This window comes from Flavobacterium rhamnosi (genome assembly GCF_048286515.1).
In the GTDB taxonomy this organism is placed as follows: domain Bacteria; phylum Bacteroidota; class Bacteroidia; order Flavobacteriales; family Flavobacteriaceae; genus Flavobacterium.
Genome location: NZ_JBLVPS010000017.1, coordinates 37,721 through 53,891 on the forward strand (window position 1 = coordinate 37,721; position 16,171 = coordinate 53,891).

The following is a 16,171-nucleotide window of genomic DNA, read 5'->3' on the forward strand; positions in this document are numbered from 1 at the left end:
TTGAAGCGGATTTGTTTTTTAGGGAAACTATTAATTTGATTGGATTGCTATTGGTAAGTTGTATTTTACTCTGATAGGTTGGTTGTTATCTCTGCCTGGAATCCATTTTGGACATAATTTTAAAACTCGAATGGCTTCTTTTCCAGTTCCAAAACCCATGTCTCGCAGAATCTCGAATTCGGAAAGACTGCCGTCTTTTTCTATCATAAATGTCATATATAGCCTTCCTTTTCCTTTTAGTTCTGCTGGAGTTATAAAATTTGAGCCTACAAATTTGTAGAATGCTAACATTCCACCAGGAAATTTAGGTTGTTGTGTTATTTCAGAAGGTAATTCATTTATGTTTTCTTTTTCGGTAGAAGATTTGACTTCTTGAGCGACTGTTTTTGAACCAAAAACAAACAACAAAGTCACAAATAGAATACTTGTTGCTATTGTTTTTATAATCATTTTACTTTTAGACGCATTTTTTGTCATCATAATTAAACGTTTTTTTGTTATTTGATAGTTTATAGGACTGGCAAGAGCAACTCTTTTTTTATCAGACGCTATATTCAGCAATAAAGTTTGATAGGTGTAAACTGAATTAAATTTGTTGTTTACTGCTTGGTCGGCCAGAAATTCATGATTCAGTTTTATCGCTTTTTTATAAAGCGGGACTATTGGATTGAACCAAAATATAATTTGTATAATCTCAATAAATAGAATGTCTAATGAATGTTTTTGTTGGATATGAGCAGTTTCATGGACCAGTAGTTCAGGATTGATTTTGTCCTTTTTAAAATCATTTTCATTAATGAAAATTGAATTTAAAAAGGAGTGGGGAAGTAGTCTCTCATTAATCAAAACAACACTATTTCCATCAATATTCTCAATCTGATTTCTTTTTATTTTTTTAAAAAAGGAAATCAGATTGATTGTGAATCTAGCGCTTAAGAGAATTACTCCCAAGCTGTAAATGAGGATTAAAATCGATTGGAAGAATTGATTTTTGGCAATTTTTTCTGTGTCAATTCTATTTCTTTGGGTCAAAACCTCATTAAGTTGGAACACATTTATATTTTGGACAATTTCTGTTTGTATCGAAAAGAGTTGGAGTGGGACTATTATCGCAAAAACTAAACTAATAAGCAGGTAATATCTTTTGAATTGATGCATGTTTTCATTTTCTAAAAAAAGTTTGTAGACAGTTATTAGAATTAAAAATAGTAATCCAGATTTTAAAATATAAAGTATCATTCTTTCTTTTTTTGAAGTTCACTATCTATTATTTTTTTGAGTTCTTGCAGTTCTAATGCTGATAGATTAGTTTCGGTGGTGAAGAAAGAAGCAAATTGGGATGCTGAATTATTGAAGAAATTGCTAATCAGTCCGTTGACATGTTTTGAGAAATAGTCATTTTTTTTGACCAACGGATAATATTCGCGTGAGTTTCCAAATTCATTGTAGGAGATGAATTTTTTATCAATCATTCTTTTCAATAAAGTGGCAACGGTGGTGGTTGCTGGTTTTGGTTTTGGATACGCTTGCAGCAAGTCTTTCATAAAGGCCTTTTCAAGTTGCCATAGGTATTCCATTAATTGTTCTTCTGAATTTGATAATTGCATTTTTTGTTTTATTTAGTTTCTGTTTCGGAAACAGATTCTCCGTTATTGTATTTTATTATATTTATAAGTTTTCCTTCGGCATCAAAGAAATTCCAATCGCCAAAATAATACCAATGTATGTTCAGGTCACTTGACTCTACTTTTGTTTTTCCTTTGGATTGTATTTTTCCATTTTCATGGTAAAAGGTAGTCACACAAATGTTTCGTTTGTATTTTTCTCTCTTGATAATTTTGTTATTCAAGTAGTAACTCCATTTTTTTATGGGATTTCCTTTGCGATAAGTTCCAACTGATTTGTAGTGGGAGCTATCCTGTGAATAAAGCTCAATCCAAAGGCCTTCTCTTTTTTTGTCTTTCATTTGATTGGTTTTGCAACCAAAAAGTAGAAAGACAGTGCCAATTAAAATAATAGTATAGCGCATAGTGTAATTTTATTCTACAACGTTAGAGTGTGTTCTACAAATGTAGAGTATAATTTGAAACTTTTTAGTTTTTAAGCAAAATATTTTGGTTGCCGTAATCTTGCGTTAATGATGAAGTGGAAATCCTTTTGTTTTGTTTTTTTTAAACAGAAAGAGTATAACTGGAATGATTGCCTTCTTGTTTTAGGGGGAAACACCAAAAAAAAATCCGCTCATGTTTGAACGGATTCTAGTTTGAAGTACGATTTCAAATCGAGTACTGCTTGTATTTGTTTAAGAAAGAGTCTGAGCTGAACTTGATTTGTCAAAACGTTTTTATTTGCTTAACTCCACAAAATATTTATAAAACAATGGAATGGTTTCAATTCCTTTTAAATAATTGAATATGCCAAAATGTTCATTTGGCGAGTGAATGGCATCGCTGTCCAGACCAAACCCCATAAGGATGGTTTTGCTTTTCAGTTCTTTCTCAAATAAGGCTACAATTGGAATACTTCCTCCCGAACGCACAGGAATTGCAGGAACGCCAAAAGTCTCGGTATATGCCATATTAGCGGCCTTGTATCCGATACTGTCTATTGGTGTCACATAGCCTTGTCCGCCATGATGCGGCTTTACTTTTACCGTAACGCCTGCTGGAGCAATGCTGATGAAGTGCTTGGTGAAAAGTTCGGTGATCTCTTCCCAGTCTTGGTTGGGAACTAATCGCATGGAGATTTTGGCGAAAGCCTTACTTGCAATTACGGTTTTTGCACCTTCTCCAGTGTAACCGCCCCAGATTCCATTGACGTCTAATGTAGGGCGAATCGAATTTCTTTCGTTGGTTACATAGCCTTTTTCGCCATAAACATCATTTAAATCTAAAGCTTTTTTATAATTTTCTAAGTTGAAAGGCGCTTTGGCCATTTCTGCTCTTTCTTCGGGAGATAATTCCTGGACTTTATCATAAAAGCCTGGAATGGTAATATGATTGTCGTCGTCATGAAGGGAAGCAATCATTTTTGCTAAGACGTTGATCGGATTGGCTACTGCGCCACCGTACAATCCGGAATGCAAATCACGATTAGGACCTGTGACTTCAACTTCTACATAGCTTAATCCGCGTAATCCAGTGGTAATGGAAGGTTGTTGATTAGAAATCATTCCGGTGTCAGAAATTAAAATAACATCGTTTTTTAGTTTTTCCTGATTGCGTTCCACGAACCAACTTAAACTTTTGGAACCAATTTCTTCCTCGCCTTCAATCATAAATTTTACGTTGCAAGGCAAAGTATTCGACTGGACCATGTATTCCAATGCTTTTACGTGCATGTACATTTGACCTTTGTCGTCACAGGATCCCCGAGCAAAAATAGCTCCTTCAGGATGAATTTCAGTTTTTTTGATTACCGGCTCAAATGGGGGTGAGGTCCATAATTCCAATGGATCTGGTGGTTGGACATCATAATGGCCGTAAACCAAAACTGTTGGTAGCGATTTATCAATAATTTTTTCACCGTAAACAATTGGATAACCTGGCGTATCACAAATCTCAACAAAATCACAACCTGCTTTTTCTAAGCTTACTTTTACTGCTTCGGAAGTGTCTATAACATCTTGAGAATAAGCAGTGTCGGCGCTTACGGATGGGATTTTTAATAATTCAATTAATTCGTTTATGAAACGATCTTTATGCTGTTGAACGTATGATTTTATATTTTCCATTGTTGATTTTGTTTATATTTCAAAAGTACAAAAAAGAGTATGAATATTTTTTGTGAAATTTACTTTGAAAATTGGAAGTTATGTTTATCTTTGCACCCACAATTGAGCGGATATGGTGAAATTGGTAGACATGCCAGACTTAGGATCTGGTGCCGCAAGGCGTGTAGGTTCGAGTCCTATTATCCGCACCAAAAAGCTTCTCAATCGAGAAGCTTTTTTATTTAAATACGAGATTGTTAGAAAAAACAAATCCCATTAGCTAATGGGATTTGTTTTTTATTCAAAGTCGGTTTTTATCCGTGATACACTCGGGAAGCGATTATCTTATTTTCCTTTATGTCCAATACTTCTGCGATAAGCATGTCCTCTTCTCCGTTCACTGTTCGAATATACTCCATAAAAACGCGATCTCCATTTGCAGTAAGCGATTTTACTTTGTAGTTTAAACTTGGTAAGCGCTCAAAGGCATCTTGCCACCATTCTCGTAGTGCTTCTTTACCGGTAACAAAACCATTGGTGTCAGGTTTGTAAATTTTTAGTTTTGGACTAAAATGTACTGCATCTTCATCATACAAAGACAATAGTTTTTCTAACTCTTTGTTATTGAAAGTTTCAAACCATTTAAAAGCAATTGATTGTAATTTTTCTGGCGTCATAACGAATTAGGATTGAATTTTTAATTAAAAAAATCCCATTTCACTTTATGCGAAAGGGATTTTATTTCGATAATTTCAAAGAAATATTAAACGTTCTTCAAATTGATGATTTCTTGTTCTGTAAGCAATCTCCAGTTTCCTCTTGGTAAATTCTTTTTGGTTAAACCGGCAAACGAAACTCTGTCAATACGCAATACATCATAGCTGAAGTGTTCGAAAATAGAACGAACGACCTTTACGTTAGATGATCTTAATTGCAAGCCAATTTCGCTTTTTGCTTCTCCTTCAATGTAACTTACATCTTCTACAAAAACACGGTGTCCATCAAGCGTCAAACCTTTGTTTATTTTTTCTAAATCTTCAAATTTCAAATTTTTATCAAGTGAAACTTGGTATATTTTAGATGATTTTTGACTTGGTAAAGTAAACTTACGAATCATGTCGGTATCGTTGGTGAACAATAACAATCCAGTTGTATTCTTATCCATTCTTCCTACAGCACCGATTTTCGCAGTTGTAGAACCTTTTACTAATTCCAATACGTTACGATACTCCTGACCTTCGTCCATGGCAGTCGTGAAGTTTTTTGGTTTGTTTAGTAAGATGTATACTTTTTTCTCCGGTGTCAAAGTTGAACCGTCAAAATTTACTACATCCCCAGGTTTTACCATGTATCCCATTTCAGTAACCGGAATTCCGTTTACTTTCACAGTTCCGGATTGAATATAAATATCTGCATCACGACGCGAGCACGCACCAGAATTAGCGATGTATTTATTCAAACGAATCTCGTCTTTTACTTTCGGTCTCTTTGGTGCTTGATTTGGTTTTTTCTCTACTTTATCAGTAGCAATATCGGCAACTTTAGTATTTACTTTAACTTTTTTCGGCCCTTGAGCGCGCTTCTGCATTGCAGGTTTTGGCTTATTCGAACTTGGTCTAGAGCTATTAGCTCTTGGACTACTTTTCTTATTATTGCCTTCCTTGTTATTCATAATATTCCAATAATTTGTGCAAAGATACTATTTATATAATTGACAATCAATAACAGCCAATTATAAAAACGCTAACTATCTAGTTAATAAGCCAATTAATAAGTTTTAGTTTAGTTTTTTGGAGGTATTTGCTGTTGTTCTTTGAATCTTTTATTTTTTCTATAAAAAATAATAGGATGTTCATTACTATAGGGACTAACCTAATCGAGAAATTTAAAGAGATGCAATGGAATTGTTTTTACCCTTTTTTTATAATTCCAGCGAAGTGATAATTTAAATCGTCAACAACAATCTTTTACCGTGCCATAAAACGCTGGGATTAATAAGTACAATGCAAAATACTCCAGAAACAATAAGGAATTTCAATACATTATGAAGCAATAGGAATTGTGACTTTGTGTTTGATTTCCACAAGTACGCCAAGAAAAAAATCAAGATAATCAGACAGCAATAAAAGTAGATATCCATATAACCTACATCGTAAATTTCTATTAAAACATAAACTGGCAATACAGTTAGAAGAGTCAATACTGTGATGGTTTTTTTTGAGATTTCTTCGCCATAAACAATCGGAATTGTTTTGTAATCATTAACTAAATCCCCTTTAAGGTTTTCTAGATCTTTTATCATTTCCCGAATCAACAGCAATAAAAACAAAAAGGATGCGTGGGCAAAGATTACTCCTAGCTGTCTTTTGTAATTTTCGAGTTCTTCAAATGGAATCTGATTATAGAAATACAACAAGATCGCAAAGAAAGGTAAAACAGCCAGTAAGGCAGCTGTCAAGTTTCCTATGATTGGATATTTTTTTATTTTATGGGAATAAAACCAGATAGAAAATATATACCCTGAAAAGAATAGAAACACACGCCACGACACAAACATAGCCATTAAAGCGACAATGAAATTGAGGGAGAAATATACGGACAGTTTTGTTTTTTGACTCACTAGTCGATCTAGCATCGATTTGTTAGGGCGATTGATTAGATCTTTTCGGCTATCATAAAAACTATTGATGATGTATCCTGAAGCAATCGTAAGCGAAGATGCGAAAACCAATATAAATAAGTTGAAGTCGAGTAGAATATCCAGCGCTCTTTTTTCGGGAGCCAGAATGAATATTGCCGAAAGGTATTGCGCCAAAATAATGACGGGAATATTATACCCTCTAACTACAGAGATCAAACTTGCAATTTTCATTATAAGAAGTTTGTGCTGCCTGCTTAACATTATGGGAGTTTAAGGTTTAAAGTTTGGGGTTTGAAGTTTTTAAAACTGATAAACGACTTCTAGTTTATAATCCTTCAAGGAAACTTTGGCTTTTTCTAAATCTTCGGTAAAACCTAAAATATAGCCACCGCCGCCAGAACCACATAATTTCAAGTAATAATCGTTACTGTCGATTCCTTGCTGCCAAATTCCGTGAAATTGTTCTGGAATCATTGGCTTGAAGTTGTTCAAAACTACTTTTGATAATTTCTTGGTGTTCATGAACAATGATTTCATGTCACCGCCAAGAAAATTTTCTACACAAGCATCAGTATGTTTTACAAATTGATTTTTTAACATGGCACGGAATCCCTTGTCTTTAAGGTTTTCCATGAAAATATTCACCATCGGAGCCGTTTCGCCTACAATGCCTGAATCTAACAAGAATACAGCGCCTTTTCCGTCGAAACTTTGTGTTGGTATTCCGGTTGCTTCAATGTTATCTTTAGAATTGATAAGAATTGGAATGCTCAAATAACTGTTTAAAGGATCTAAACCAGAACTTTTTCCGTGGAAAAAACTCTCCATTTGAGAAAATATATTTTTTAACTGCAATAATTTTTCACGAGTTAAATTCTCCAGTACCGTAATTTTATTTTGAGCATATTTATCGTAAATAGCCGCTACAAGTGCACCGCTACTTCCTACACCGTAACCCTGAGGAATACTGGAATCAAAATACATTCCGGTTTCAACGTCATTTTTCAACGTAGCTAAATCGAAAATAACTAAATCAGGCTGCTCATTTTGTAAGGTTTCCAAGTAGGTAACAAAACGTCTCAAATTTCCATTTGATTTTATGGCTTCTTCAGATGGATTTTCATCTCTTTTAAGTGCACCATTGTAAAAATTGTAAGGAATAGATAGCCCTTTTGAGTCACGAATAATTCCGTATTCTCCAAAGAGTAATATTTTTGAGTAAAATAAAGGTCCTTTCATATTAGATTGTAAATTAACAATTTGGGGTTGGTAATTATATATTGTAACAAATGAATTTGTTATAAATCAACTTTGTCTCCCCGATTTGCCTCTAGAATTTCAAGATTAATTTCTTCTTGTTGTTCCGGAGATAATTCTTTCCAGACATCTTTTTTTTGTGCTTTGAAAATGTTTTTTATAGCCTCGATTATGGCTGTATCGTCAGTTTCTAACAATAATTTTATCAATTCTAATTTCTCTGATTGAATGTCCATAATTTCAGTTCTTTAAAAAATAAAGATAGCGAAAAAACAAATTAATTCAACAAAGCTCCATTTCCAATTTCGTCACAAATGTACTGACCATTTTGACAATAGCCAACTAATTCGTCCTTAATAAATTGTAAAACGCTAACTGCTACATTTTCAGGGTATAGAACGTGAACATTTGCCCCTGCATCCAGCGTGAAACAAATCGGAATTTTAGTTTCATTTCTAAATTTCCAAATTGCATTAATGATCTGCAAAGTGTTCGGTTTCATCAATATAAAATAAGGCATTGAGGTCATCATCATCGCATGTAAAGTCAATGCTTCGCTTTCCACAATTTTGATGAATTCCTCTAAATTCCCACTTTCAAAAATAGTTATCAGTTGATCTAAATTTTGATGCGCTTGTGCAAATCGTCTTTCGGCATAAGGATGGTTGTGCATTAAATCATGTCCAACAGTGCTGGAAACTTGCTTTTCTCCTTTGTCAACCAATAAAATTGTATCTTGAAAATTCTTGAAATTAGTGTGAATGGCATTTGGAAATTCCACTCCAAATAAATCAGAACTACCTGTGATATTTGCATGGTTTCCCCAAACCACAACACTTCCTTTTACACTTCTGCAAGCACTTCCTGAACCCAAACGTGCTAAAAAAGAAGCTTTTTGAAAGAAATACTCATCAGTCATTTCTGGATTTAATCCTTTTTCTAAACTCATTAAGTTCATCGCTAAAGCTGCCATTCCTGATGCCGATGAAGCAATTCCCGAACTGTGTGGAAACGTATTTTCAGTGTCAACCGTAAAATGGTAGTCTTTTAAAAAAGGCATGTATACTTCAATCCGCTGCAAGAATTCTTGAATTTTTGGTTTGAAAGCTTCTTTTGGTTTTCCTTCAAAAAGCAAATCGAAGGAAAAGGTGCCGTCATTTTGTTTTTTGGCGAAGGCCAATTTAGTTATCGTTTTACAATTATTCAGCGTAAAACTCACCGAAGGATTGGCTGGAATCTGATTGTCTTTTTTTCCCCAATATTTTACAAGTGCAATATTACTGGGCGCGCTCCATTGAAAATTTCCTTTTTCAATGCAATGCGTATATTTTGATGGAATAAAATCGTTTACTGAAATCATGAACTTACAAATTTATGCAAAGATACTTTTTTTGGTTTATACGGTGATTTGTTTATTTATAGAATTGTACTAATCTTTTGATTAAATTTGACCCATATTTAGAAAAATAAGATGAATAAAATTACCCGAATATTAGCTGTTGTTGTTACCTGTCTTGCTGTTGGTTATTTTTCTGGAATAGTTACTCGTTCCGCAATTACTACTTGGTATCCCACTTTGATAAAACCAAGTTTTAATCCACCCAATTGGATTTTTGCACCTGTATGGAGCATGTTGTATGTAATGATGGGCGTTGCGGCAGGACTGGTTTGGGACCGAATAGATACAGAAAAAGAAGCTGTAAAAAAAGCGTTGCTTTTCTTTGCGATACAACTGGCGTTAAATGCATTGTGGTCGTATTTGTTTTTTGGATTGCACAACCCAATGTTAGCCGGTTTAGAAATCATTATTTTATGGCTGATGATTTTTGAAACGTATATTCAGTTTGCCAAAATCAATAAAATTGCAGGCTATTTATTTCTCCCTTATTTGGCATGGGTAAGTTTTGCAGCTGTTTTAAATGGAAGTATTTGGTGGTTGAACAGATAGTATTGCGCTTACAGTTTTTTAAATTCAATATTTTTCGTGAACAAAAAATCCATTACACTTAATACGTTGTCGCTTTCTCCTATTTTTTTTGATTTTGGATCGGCATCACAAAATTCGAGAAAAAGGTCTATTTGGTCGGGTTTTAATTTTAAAGTTTGAAGATAAAATTTTTCATCACAGGTGCTTTTTGCTAATTCTTTAAATTGAATTTCTGGCCTGTTTTCTGGGACTTCTTCTTCTTTTTTAAATAGTCCTAAAATCATTTTGCCAATTCGCATAAAATCCATTCCATTTTCAATAGTTCCTTGATAAACTTCAGGGTTTTTTAGAGTTTTTACAGCTTTCTTTATAGCTAATTTATCAAGCTTTCCTTGTTCATAAGCTTTATCTGTGCTTAATTTAATGGAAGGCATTTTTGTAACTACAACTTCTTTTAATTGTTCTGGTTTTAGGCTTAAAGAAACAGTGAAAATAGCTTTGTCAAGCGTCTCTTTTTCTAATAAAACTCTTTTTAGTTCATAGTTTTTAGAAACAAATACAAGCAAATCTTTTGCTTTAACTACAATAGAAAAATTACCATTGGCATCTGAAACTGTCTTTGTTTTGGAATTTGCATTTGTGACTTCCACATCAGGAACGATACTGTTTTCAAATAAGACTTTTCCTTTTATTGTTTTTTCGGCTTGAGAGAAACCTATTTGGCAAGTAAATAGGAGTAGAGCGGTGAGTAATTTTATTTTCATACAAATCTAATAAGCTAAAAGTAAAGTTATTAGATTTGTCTTAAGGAAAACTTAGAAAAGCTGTAAAGTCTTGTTAATTAAATTTTGGAAGAATTTAATTATAGATTATTCGCAAGAATAAATCCGCTTGTCCATGCATTCTGAAAATTAAATCCACCTGTAATTGCATCAATATTGACGATTTCTCCAGCAAAATAAAGGCTTTCGTGTAACTTACTTTCCATGGTTTTGAAGTTAATTTCCTTTAAATCGATTCCACCCGCAGTCACAAATTCTTCCTTGAAAGTGCTTTTCCCGTTGACTTGGAAAGTGCCATTCGTCAACTGATTTGCTAAATTTTGCAATTGTATTTTAGACAAATCGGCCCATTTAGTTTCTGATTCAATTCCTGAAGCGAGTACTAAACTTTCCCATAATCTATTGGTTAATTCGAAAGGGGATTTTTTAGAAACTGATTTTTTGGCATGTTCTTGTTTTAATTCTTTTAGCTTTTTCGTTACATCTTCTTTGTCTGCGTCATTGAGCCAATTCACAAAAATTGTAAACTGATAATTTTTGTCATGCAAGATTCTGGCTCCCCAAGCGGAGAGTTTCAAAATAGCCGGACCGCTCATTCCCCAGTGGGTGATTAACAAAGGTCCGGTTGCCGTAAGTTTGGTGTCTTTTACTTTTACAGTTGCCTGAGCTGAGACACCAGGTAATTCCTTTATTCGGGCATCTTTGATGTTGAAAGTGAATAGGGAAGGAACAGGACTAACAACTGCATGTCCAAAAGTCTGTAGCATTTCCCATACTTTAGGATTACTCCCTGTGGCCAGAATTAGTTTTTCTGCAAGATAATTTTCACTTTGTGTTTCTATTTTCCATAGTGTATCCTTTTTAAAAATGGACTGTACACTTTGTCCGGTAAGCACTGCGATTCCCAGTTTTTGTGTGGCTTTGAGAAAACAATCGATAATTGTTTGGGAGGAATTAGAAACGGGAAACATACGTCCGTCAGCTTCAATTTTTAATGCTACGCCATGTTTCTCAAACCATTCAATTGTGTCTCCGGAGCAAAACTGATGAAACGGACCTCGTAATTCTTTTTCGCCCCGTGGATAGAATTTGACCAATTCATTCGGTTCAAAACAAGCATGCGTCACATTGCATCTTCCGCCACCAGAAATGCGAACTTTATTAAGCACTTCTGCACCGCGTTCAAGAATGGCTACTTTTAGGTTTGGATTTTTCTCAACAATATTAATTGCTGTAAAAAAACCTGCTGCGCCTCCGCCTACTATTATTATGTCAAAATTCTGGTTCATATTCTATTTGGGAAATCAGTAATGATTCCGGTTACGTTGAATGCTTTTATTTTTTGAATGTCTTCTGATTCATTGATAGTCCAGGGAAAAACCTGCAATCCTTTTTTTTGCATTTGTGCCGTGTTTTCCTTTGTTAATAAATGAAAATGCGGATGAATGGATTTTGCCTGGATAAATTTAGCGAAAGCCAAAGCCAAATCTAAATTTGATTCTGTTAAAACGCCAATTGGAATTTTATCATTCAAAAATGCCACCTGCTGCAGCGCGTTCCAGTCGAAACTTGAAATCAAAAAACGGTCGTATTTCCATCCTTTTTTTGTGTACTTTTCAATGAGTGAAACTACTTTCTCTGCCGTTTCGTAGCTTTTGAGCTCAATGTTGATAAAACTGTCCTGGTTTACCAAATCAAATACTTCGCTTAGCGTTGGAATTTGCTGCGCCTGCTCCTCTAAAAGCCTCGCATCGGTTGCTCCACTTATTCGAAAAGCCTTCAATTCGCGCAAAGATAGTTTATTTACAAAACCTGTTCCATTGGTTGTTCTGTCAATAGTTGCGTCATGGATAACCATTAATTCTCCATCGGCACTTAAATGCACATCGAGTTCAATACCGTCTACTTGCATTTCTAATGCCTTTTGGAAAGACACTAAGGTGTTTTCAGGTGCATAACCTTTTAGACCACGGTGTCCAATTTTGAGCATCTTATTTATTTTTGGTAAAGGTAAACATAAAAAAAACGCCTTCATTTCTAAAGGCGTTTTGATGAAATTATTTTAATTTATTTTTTTAATTCCAATAAAACAATGTCAAATTCGGAATCGATTGTCACTTTTCCATTGATTACGATAGTTTCTTTTCCGGAATAGGCATCCTTTAACGGTATGCCGTTTGCGAAAATGGAACTTACTGTAAGTTCTTTTTTGCCAATCGGTAAATCCAATCCAACGACTATTGAATCCGAATATATTCCTTTAGAAAAAGTTCTGGAAAAGGCATAGGGCTCAGCCGAAACCTGCTTGTGGATTCCTGCTCCAACAGATGGATGGTTTTTTCTAAATTGACCTAGTTTTTGCCAATGTAACAGTATTTTTTGTGTTTCAGGATTTGAATGAATAGCATCCCAATTCATAGTTGAGCGCAATGTCGCATCCCCTTGAGTACCTTCAACTACTAATGAACGTGCGATTTCATCACCATAATACACTTGAGCAAGTCCGGGACTCAACAATAATTTTGTTCCGCTTTCTATACTTTTAGTGCGTTTGGCATCAAATGGTGCGCCGTCATCGTGTGAAGATAAATAGTTCAAGACACTATAGCCTTTCAATTCATTATTCAGCTTAGTAGAATATTTGGAGAATATAAATTCATAATTTTTTTGAGCATCCCATTTGAATTCAAAATTGATCATGTTGTCGAATCCATTTTTGAAATAGTTTACTTTCTTGTCTCCAAAATCAAAGTCTTGTCCACCACTGATGCCGTAATTGTATACTTCGGCAATGGTGTAAAAAGGATTGTTGTCTAAAACTTTTGTCGGATTTTTTTTCTTCCAAGTTTCAAAAGCATAATTGCATTGTGTTTTGAAATCAGCCCAAACGGTTTCGTCGGTATGTTTTACAGTATCACCTCTATAGCCGTCAATGCCGTAGTCAGCGATATAATCTGTCAACCATTTGATTATGTAATATTTTGGCGCTCTGGGATAGCCGGTACGGGTAAAAAACGCATCCAATTCTTTGATTTCTTGCTCGTAGCGTCCTTCTTTTTTCCATTTTTCGATTAAAAAAGGGGGTAATGTTACGTTTTGATTGCTTTCTGTTTTTACATCGGGAAGATTAGAAACTAAGGTGCAGGCAGTTGTATTTTCGAAAGATTTATAATCGCAATTTGGACCTGTTCTTACCCACTCATTTGGCCAAACGGTATCTTCAGGGGTTACTGGTCCGGTATGATTGATCACGCCATCAAGAATGATGCGGATTCCATGCGAATGTGCTTTCTGAACTAGTGCCTCTAAATCTTTTTTGGTTCCGAAATTAGGATCCAGGTTTGTCCAGTCTCTAGCCCAATACCCATGAAATCCATAGCTCAAACCGGTTCCTTCGTCTACACCATCTCTGATTTGCTCCACTATGGGTGTAAACCAAATCGCATTGATTCCCAATTTAGTAAAATAGCCTTCGTCAATTTTCTTCGAAATTCCTTTGATATCACCACCTTCAAAACCACGAAGTTTTCCCGTTGTTTTTGTTCGGTTTAAGGTATTGTCATTTGAAGTTTCGCCATTATTAAAACGATCAGTCAATAGAAAATACACAGTGGCTGCTTCCCAAAAGAAAGGGGTTTTGTCTGTGTTAATGTTGCCCTTGGAAACCGTTTTTGTACTGGAGCAACCCGTTATAATAGTCATACTTAGCAGTAAAAATGGGATTAAATGTTTTGTCATTTTTTGAAAATTAATGATTTTTTTATTTCATGGAGTTTGAAAAGGACGCGCAGTGCTTCATGAAGATCTGTATCGTTCTTTAAAACTTCGAGCTCTTGATGAATCGTTATGAAATTATTATTTCAATTCTAAAATCAAAATAGATTTTGGCTCAATTATTATTTCGTTTGTAATATCAAATGTTAATTCTGAAATTACATCTTTCCCTGTTTTGAAATCTTTAATGTTTTCTTTAAAACGGTGTGTGTTCATAGCATGGGTTTCATTGCTGTTGTTTATCAGAATCATCACACTTTCATCGGTATTGTATCTGAAATAAACATATACATTTTTCTCCGGGATGTAATGGGTCATCTTCCCCGAATGAATAACTGATTTTGTTTTTCTCCAATTAAATAATTTAGAAGTATAATCAAAATAGTCATTTTGTCCCGGAGTTCTTCCTTCTTTGGTAAAAGCGTTATTTTGATCGCCTTCCCAACCGCCTGGAAAATCTTGACGAATATCCGCATCACCTTTGTTTTTATCTCCTGCCATACCAATTTCAGAGCCATAGTACAACTGGGGGATTCCACGAATTGTTGCTATTAAAGCCATAGCCATTTTGTATTTTCTAATGTCATATTGGTATATTTCATTAAAACGACTGGTGTCATGATTTTCAACAAAAACCAACAGGTTGTTGATGTTTGGGTAGAGAAAGTCATTCGTAAAATTGTCGTATAGCTTTATAATTCCTTTGTCCCAGGACGCTTCATCTTCATTAAAAGCTTTGCTGGTTGCCTCGTGTAATGTAAAATCCATCACACTTGGTAAATAGGAGTTGTAGTTTTGTATTTTGCCTATTGGACTGTCCTTTTGCCAATATGCCATTTGTGCCTGGCTGTGCATCCAAACTTCACCTACTATATTAAAATTAGGGTATTCGTCGGTTACGGATTTAGTCCATTTTGCAATTCCTTGTGGATCCGAATAATTATAAGTGTCAACTCTAAAGCCATCCAAATCAGCGTATTCAATCCACCAAATTGCATTTTGAACAAGGTAGGTTAACGCTAAAGGATTGGTTAGGTTTAAATCAGGCATTGACGGTACAAACCAACCATTTAGGCAGGTTTCAGTGTCAATTTTAGAGGCGTTAGTGTCATGTATAACGGTTCTCTTATGATTGGTTTGTGTATAGCTTTCAAATTGGTTTATCCAATCACGAGTCGGTAAATCTTTAATCATCCAATGTTCGATTCCCCAATGATTGGTCACATAATCCATCACTAATTTCATGTCTCTTTTATGCATTTCTGAAGCCAATCGGACATAATCTTCATTGGTTCCATAACGCGGATCTATTTTATAGACATCAGATTGACCATAGGTGTGATAGGAATAAGCAGCGTCATTATCTTCGCAAAGAGGGGTGCTCCAAATGGTTGTGGCCCCGAGTGAGGAAATGTAATCCAAGTTTTTTATAATTCCTTCAATGTCGCCACCATGTCTTCCTCCGGGTAATTCACGATTGTATTTTTCTGTGGTAATTTCACCGCTGTCATTATTCCTGTTTCCATTTGCAAAGCGGTCCGGCATCAGTAAATACATCATGTCTGATGAATCGAAACTTTTGCGTTGTGCTGAATTTTCTCTTCTTTTCTTTAGGCTGTAGTTTTGTGTGAACGTCTCCTTATTGTTGTTTTTGAAAGTAAAAACAAGGTCAGTCGCTAAGACCTTTTTGGTGTCAATAGTAACAAAAATGTAATTAGGATTTTCTGTTCTCTTAACATTGGTGATTTTTATCCCATTTGATACTGATACTTGATACCGTGCAATGTCTTTTGCGTAAAACAAGATTTGCAATTCGGGATTTTTCATGCCTGCATACCAAAAAGGGGGTTCAATCCGATCAATTTGAGCGTTTAAAGTTAAAGACATAAAAAAAAGGAATAAGGTTATTTTTTTTAGAAAGCGCTTATTTATGAACGGTAAAGGAATAATTTTATTCATTATGAAATACATTTTATTAACATTAAATTTTTCAGGAACAGTAAGGCAAGCGCGATATGGCTTAAAATAAAGTGGTGATTTTACTAATTTGAAAACAGGAAATTTAGGTTTAAGAACTG

General features: G+C 34.7%; 16 protein-coding genes and 1 tRNA gene. 2 read left to right on the top strand and 15 right to left on the bottom strand.

The window, feature by feature from the left end; translation table 11 throughout:
* Positions 1–30 precede the first annotated feature (30 nt).
* The 4 genes from ACNQGN_RS13500 to ACNQGN_RS13515 all read right to left on the bottom strand — a co-directional run bounded on the left by ACNQGN_RS13500 (position 31) and on the right by ACNQGN_RS13515 (position 3,733).
* Positions 31–1,239 (bottom strand): M56 family metallopeptidase, encoded by a 1,209-nt coding sequence (locus tag ACNQGN_RS13500; RefSeq protein ID WP_417988352.1) that lies wholly within the window; start codon positions 1,237–1,239, stop codon positions 31–33.
* Positions 1,236–1,607: a BlaI/MecI/CopY family transcriptional regulator gene (locus tag ACNQGN_RS13505; RefSeq protein ID WP_417988353.1), complete on the bottom strand. Its 372-nt coding sequence runs from the start codon at positions 1,605–1,607 to the stop codon at positions 1,236–1,238. Before ACNQGN_RS13505 ends, ACNQGN_RS13500 begins: the two co-directional genes overlap by 4 nt.
* Before the next feature lie 8 nt (positions 1,608–1,615).
* Positions 1,616–1,966 (bottom strand): hypothetical protein, encoded by a 351-nt coding sequence (locus tag ACNQGN_RS13510; RefSeq protein ID WP_417988354.1) that lies wholly within the window; start codon positions 1,964–1,966, stop codon positions 1,616–1,618.
* A gap of 378 nt (positions 1,967–2,344) precedes the next feature.
* On the bottom strand, positions 2,345–3,733 hold the full coding sequence (locus ACNQGN_RS13515) for a dipeptidase (RefSeq protein ID WP_417988355.1): 1,389 nt from the start codon (positions 3,731–3,733) through the stop codon (positions 2,345–2,347).
* Between the two features lie 106 nt (positions 3,734–3,839).
* On the opposite strand from ACNQGN_RS13515, the gene ACNQGN_RS13520 reads away from it, so the two are divergent.
* A tRNA-Leu gene (locus tag ACNQGN_RS13520) sits at positions 3,840–3,924 on the top strand.
* Between the two features lie 102 nt (positions 3,925–4,026).
* On the opposite strand, the gene ACNQGN_RS13525 is transcribed toward ACNQGN_RS13520, so the two are convergent.
* From ACNQGN_RS13525 to ACNQGN_RS13550, 6 genes are all read right to left on the bottom strand, one after another.
* Positions 4,027–4,389 carry a nuclear transport factor 2 family protein gene (locus ACNQGN_RS13525; protein WP_417988356.1) on the bottom strand — a complete coding sequence of 121 codons (363 nt, stop codon included), beginning with the start codon at positions 4,387–4,389 and terminating at the stop codon, positions 4,027–4,029.
* 86 nt (positions 4,390–4,475) lie between these two features.
* Entirely contained in the window at positions 4,476–5,384 is a 909-nt protein-coding gene (locus tag ACNQGN_RS13530; protein WP_417988357.1) for a pseudouridine synthase, read from the bottom strand.
* Positions 5,385–5,657: 273 nt separating this feature from the next.
* Positions 5,658–6,614 (bottom strand): geranylgeranylglycerol-phosphate geranylgeranyltransferase, encoded by a 957-nt coding sequence (locus ACNQGN_RS13535; RefSeq protein ID WP_417988358.1) that lies wholly within the window; start codon positions 6,612–6,614, stop codon positions 5,658–5,660.
* A 39-nt stretch (positions 6,615–6,653) separates the two neighbouring features.
* Entirely contained in the window at positions 6,654–7,592 is a 939-nt protein-coding gene (locus ACNQGN_RS13540; RefSeq protein ID WP_417988359.1) for a mevalonate kinase family protein, read from the bottom strand.
* A gap of 59 nt (positions 7,593–7,651) precedes the next feature.
* Positions 7,652–7,846, bottom strand: coding sequence for a hypothetical protein (locus ACNQGN_RS13545; protein ID WP_416854301.1), 195 nt, complete (start codon positions 7,844–7,846; stop codon positions 7,652–7,654).
* Positions 7,847–7,887: 41 nt separating this feature from the next.
* Complete coding sequence (locus ACNQGN_RS13550) at positions 7,888–8,970, bottom strand: diphosphomevalonate decarboxylase (RefSeq protein ID WP_417988360.1); 1,083 nt, start codon at positions 8,968–8,970, stop codon at positions 7,888–7,890.
* A gap of 111 nt (positions 8,971–9,081) precedes the next feature.
* On the opposite strand from ACNQGN_RS13550, the gene ACNQGN_RS13555 reads away from it, so the two are divergent.
* Positions 9,082–9,558: a TspO/MBR family protein gene (locus ACNQGN_RS13555; protein WP_417988361.1), complete on the top strand. Its 477-nt coding sequence runs from the start codon at positions 9,082–9,084 to the stop codon at positions 9,556–9,558.
* A gap of 8 nt (positions 9,559–9,566) precedes the next feature.
* Here the strand turns inward: ACNQGN_RS13555 and ACNQGN_RS13560 are convergent, their stop codons facing one another.
* From ACNQGN_RS13560 to ACNQGN_RS13580, 5 genes are all read right to left on the bottom strand, one after another.
* On the bottom strand, positions 9,567–10,301 hold the full coding sequence (locus ACNQGN_RS13560; RefSeq protein WP_417988362.1) for a peptidase associated/transthyretin-like domain-containing protein: 735 nt from the start codon (positions 10,299–10,301) through the stop codon (positions 9,567–9,569).
* Positions 10,302–10,399: 98 nt separating this feature from the next.
* Entirely contained in the window at positions 10,400–11,608 is a 1,209-nt protein-coding gene (locus tag ACNQGN_RS13565) for a BaiN/RdsA family NAD(P)/FAD-dependent oxidoreductase (RefSeq protein WP_417988363.1), read from the bottom strand.
* The gene (locus tag ACNQGN_RS13570; protein WP_417988364.1) at positions 11,605–12,309 is read right to left on the bottom strand and encodes a glycerophosphodiester phosphodiesterase; all 705 of its coding nucleotides are present in this window, start codon (positions 12,307–12,309) and stop codon (positions 11,605–11,607) included. The genes ACNQGN_RS13565 and ACNQGN_RS13570 overlap by 4 nt, the downstream gene beginning before the upstream one ends.
* A 77-nt stretch (positions 12,310–12,386) precedes the next feature.
* Positions 12,387–14,057, bottom strand: coding sequence for an alpha-amylase family glycosyl hydrolase (locus ACNQGN_RS13575; protein ID WP_417988365.1), 1,671 nt, complete (start codon positions 14,055–14,057; stop codon positions 12,387–12,389).
* Between the two features lie 117 nt (positions 14,058–14,174).
* Positions 14,175–15,980, bottom strand: coding sequence for a glycoside hydrolase family 13 protein (locus tag ACNQGN_RS13580; protein WP_417988366.1), 1,806 nt, complete (start codon positions 15,978–15,980; stop codon positions 14,175–14,177).
* Positions 15,981–16,171: the final 191 nt, after the last annotated feature.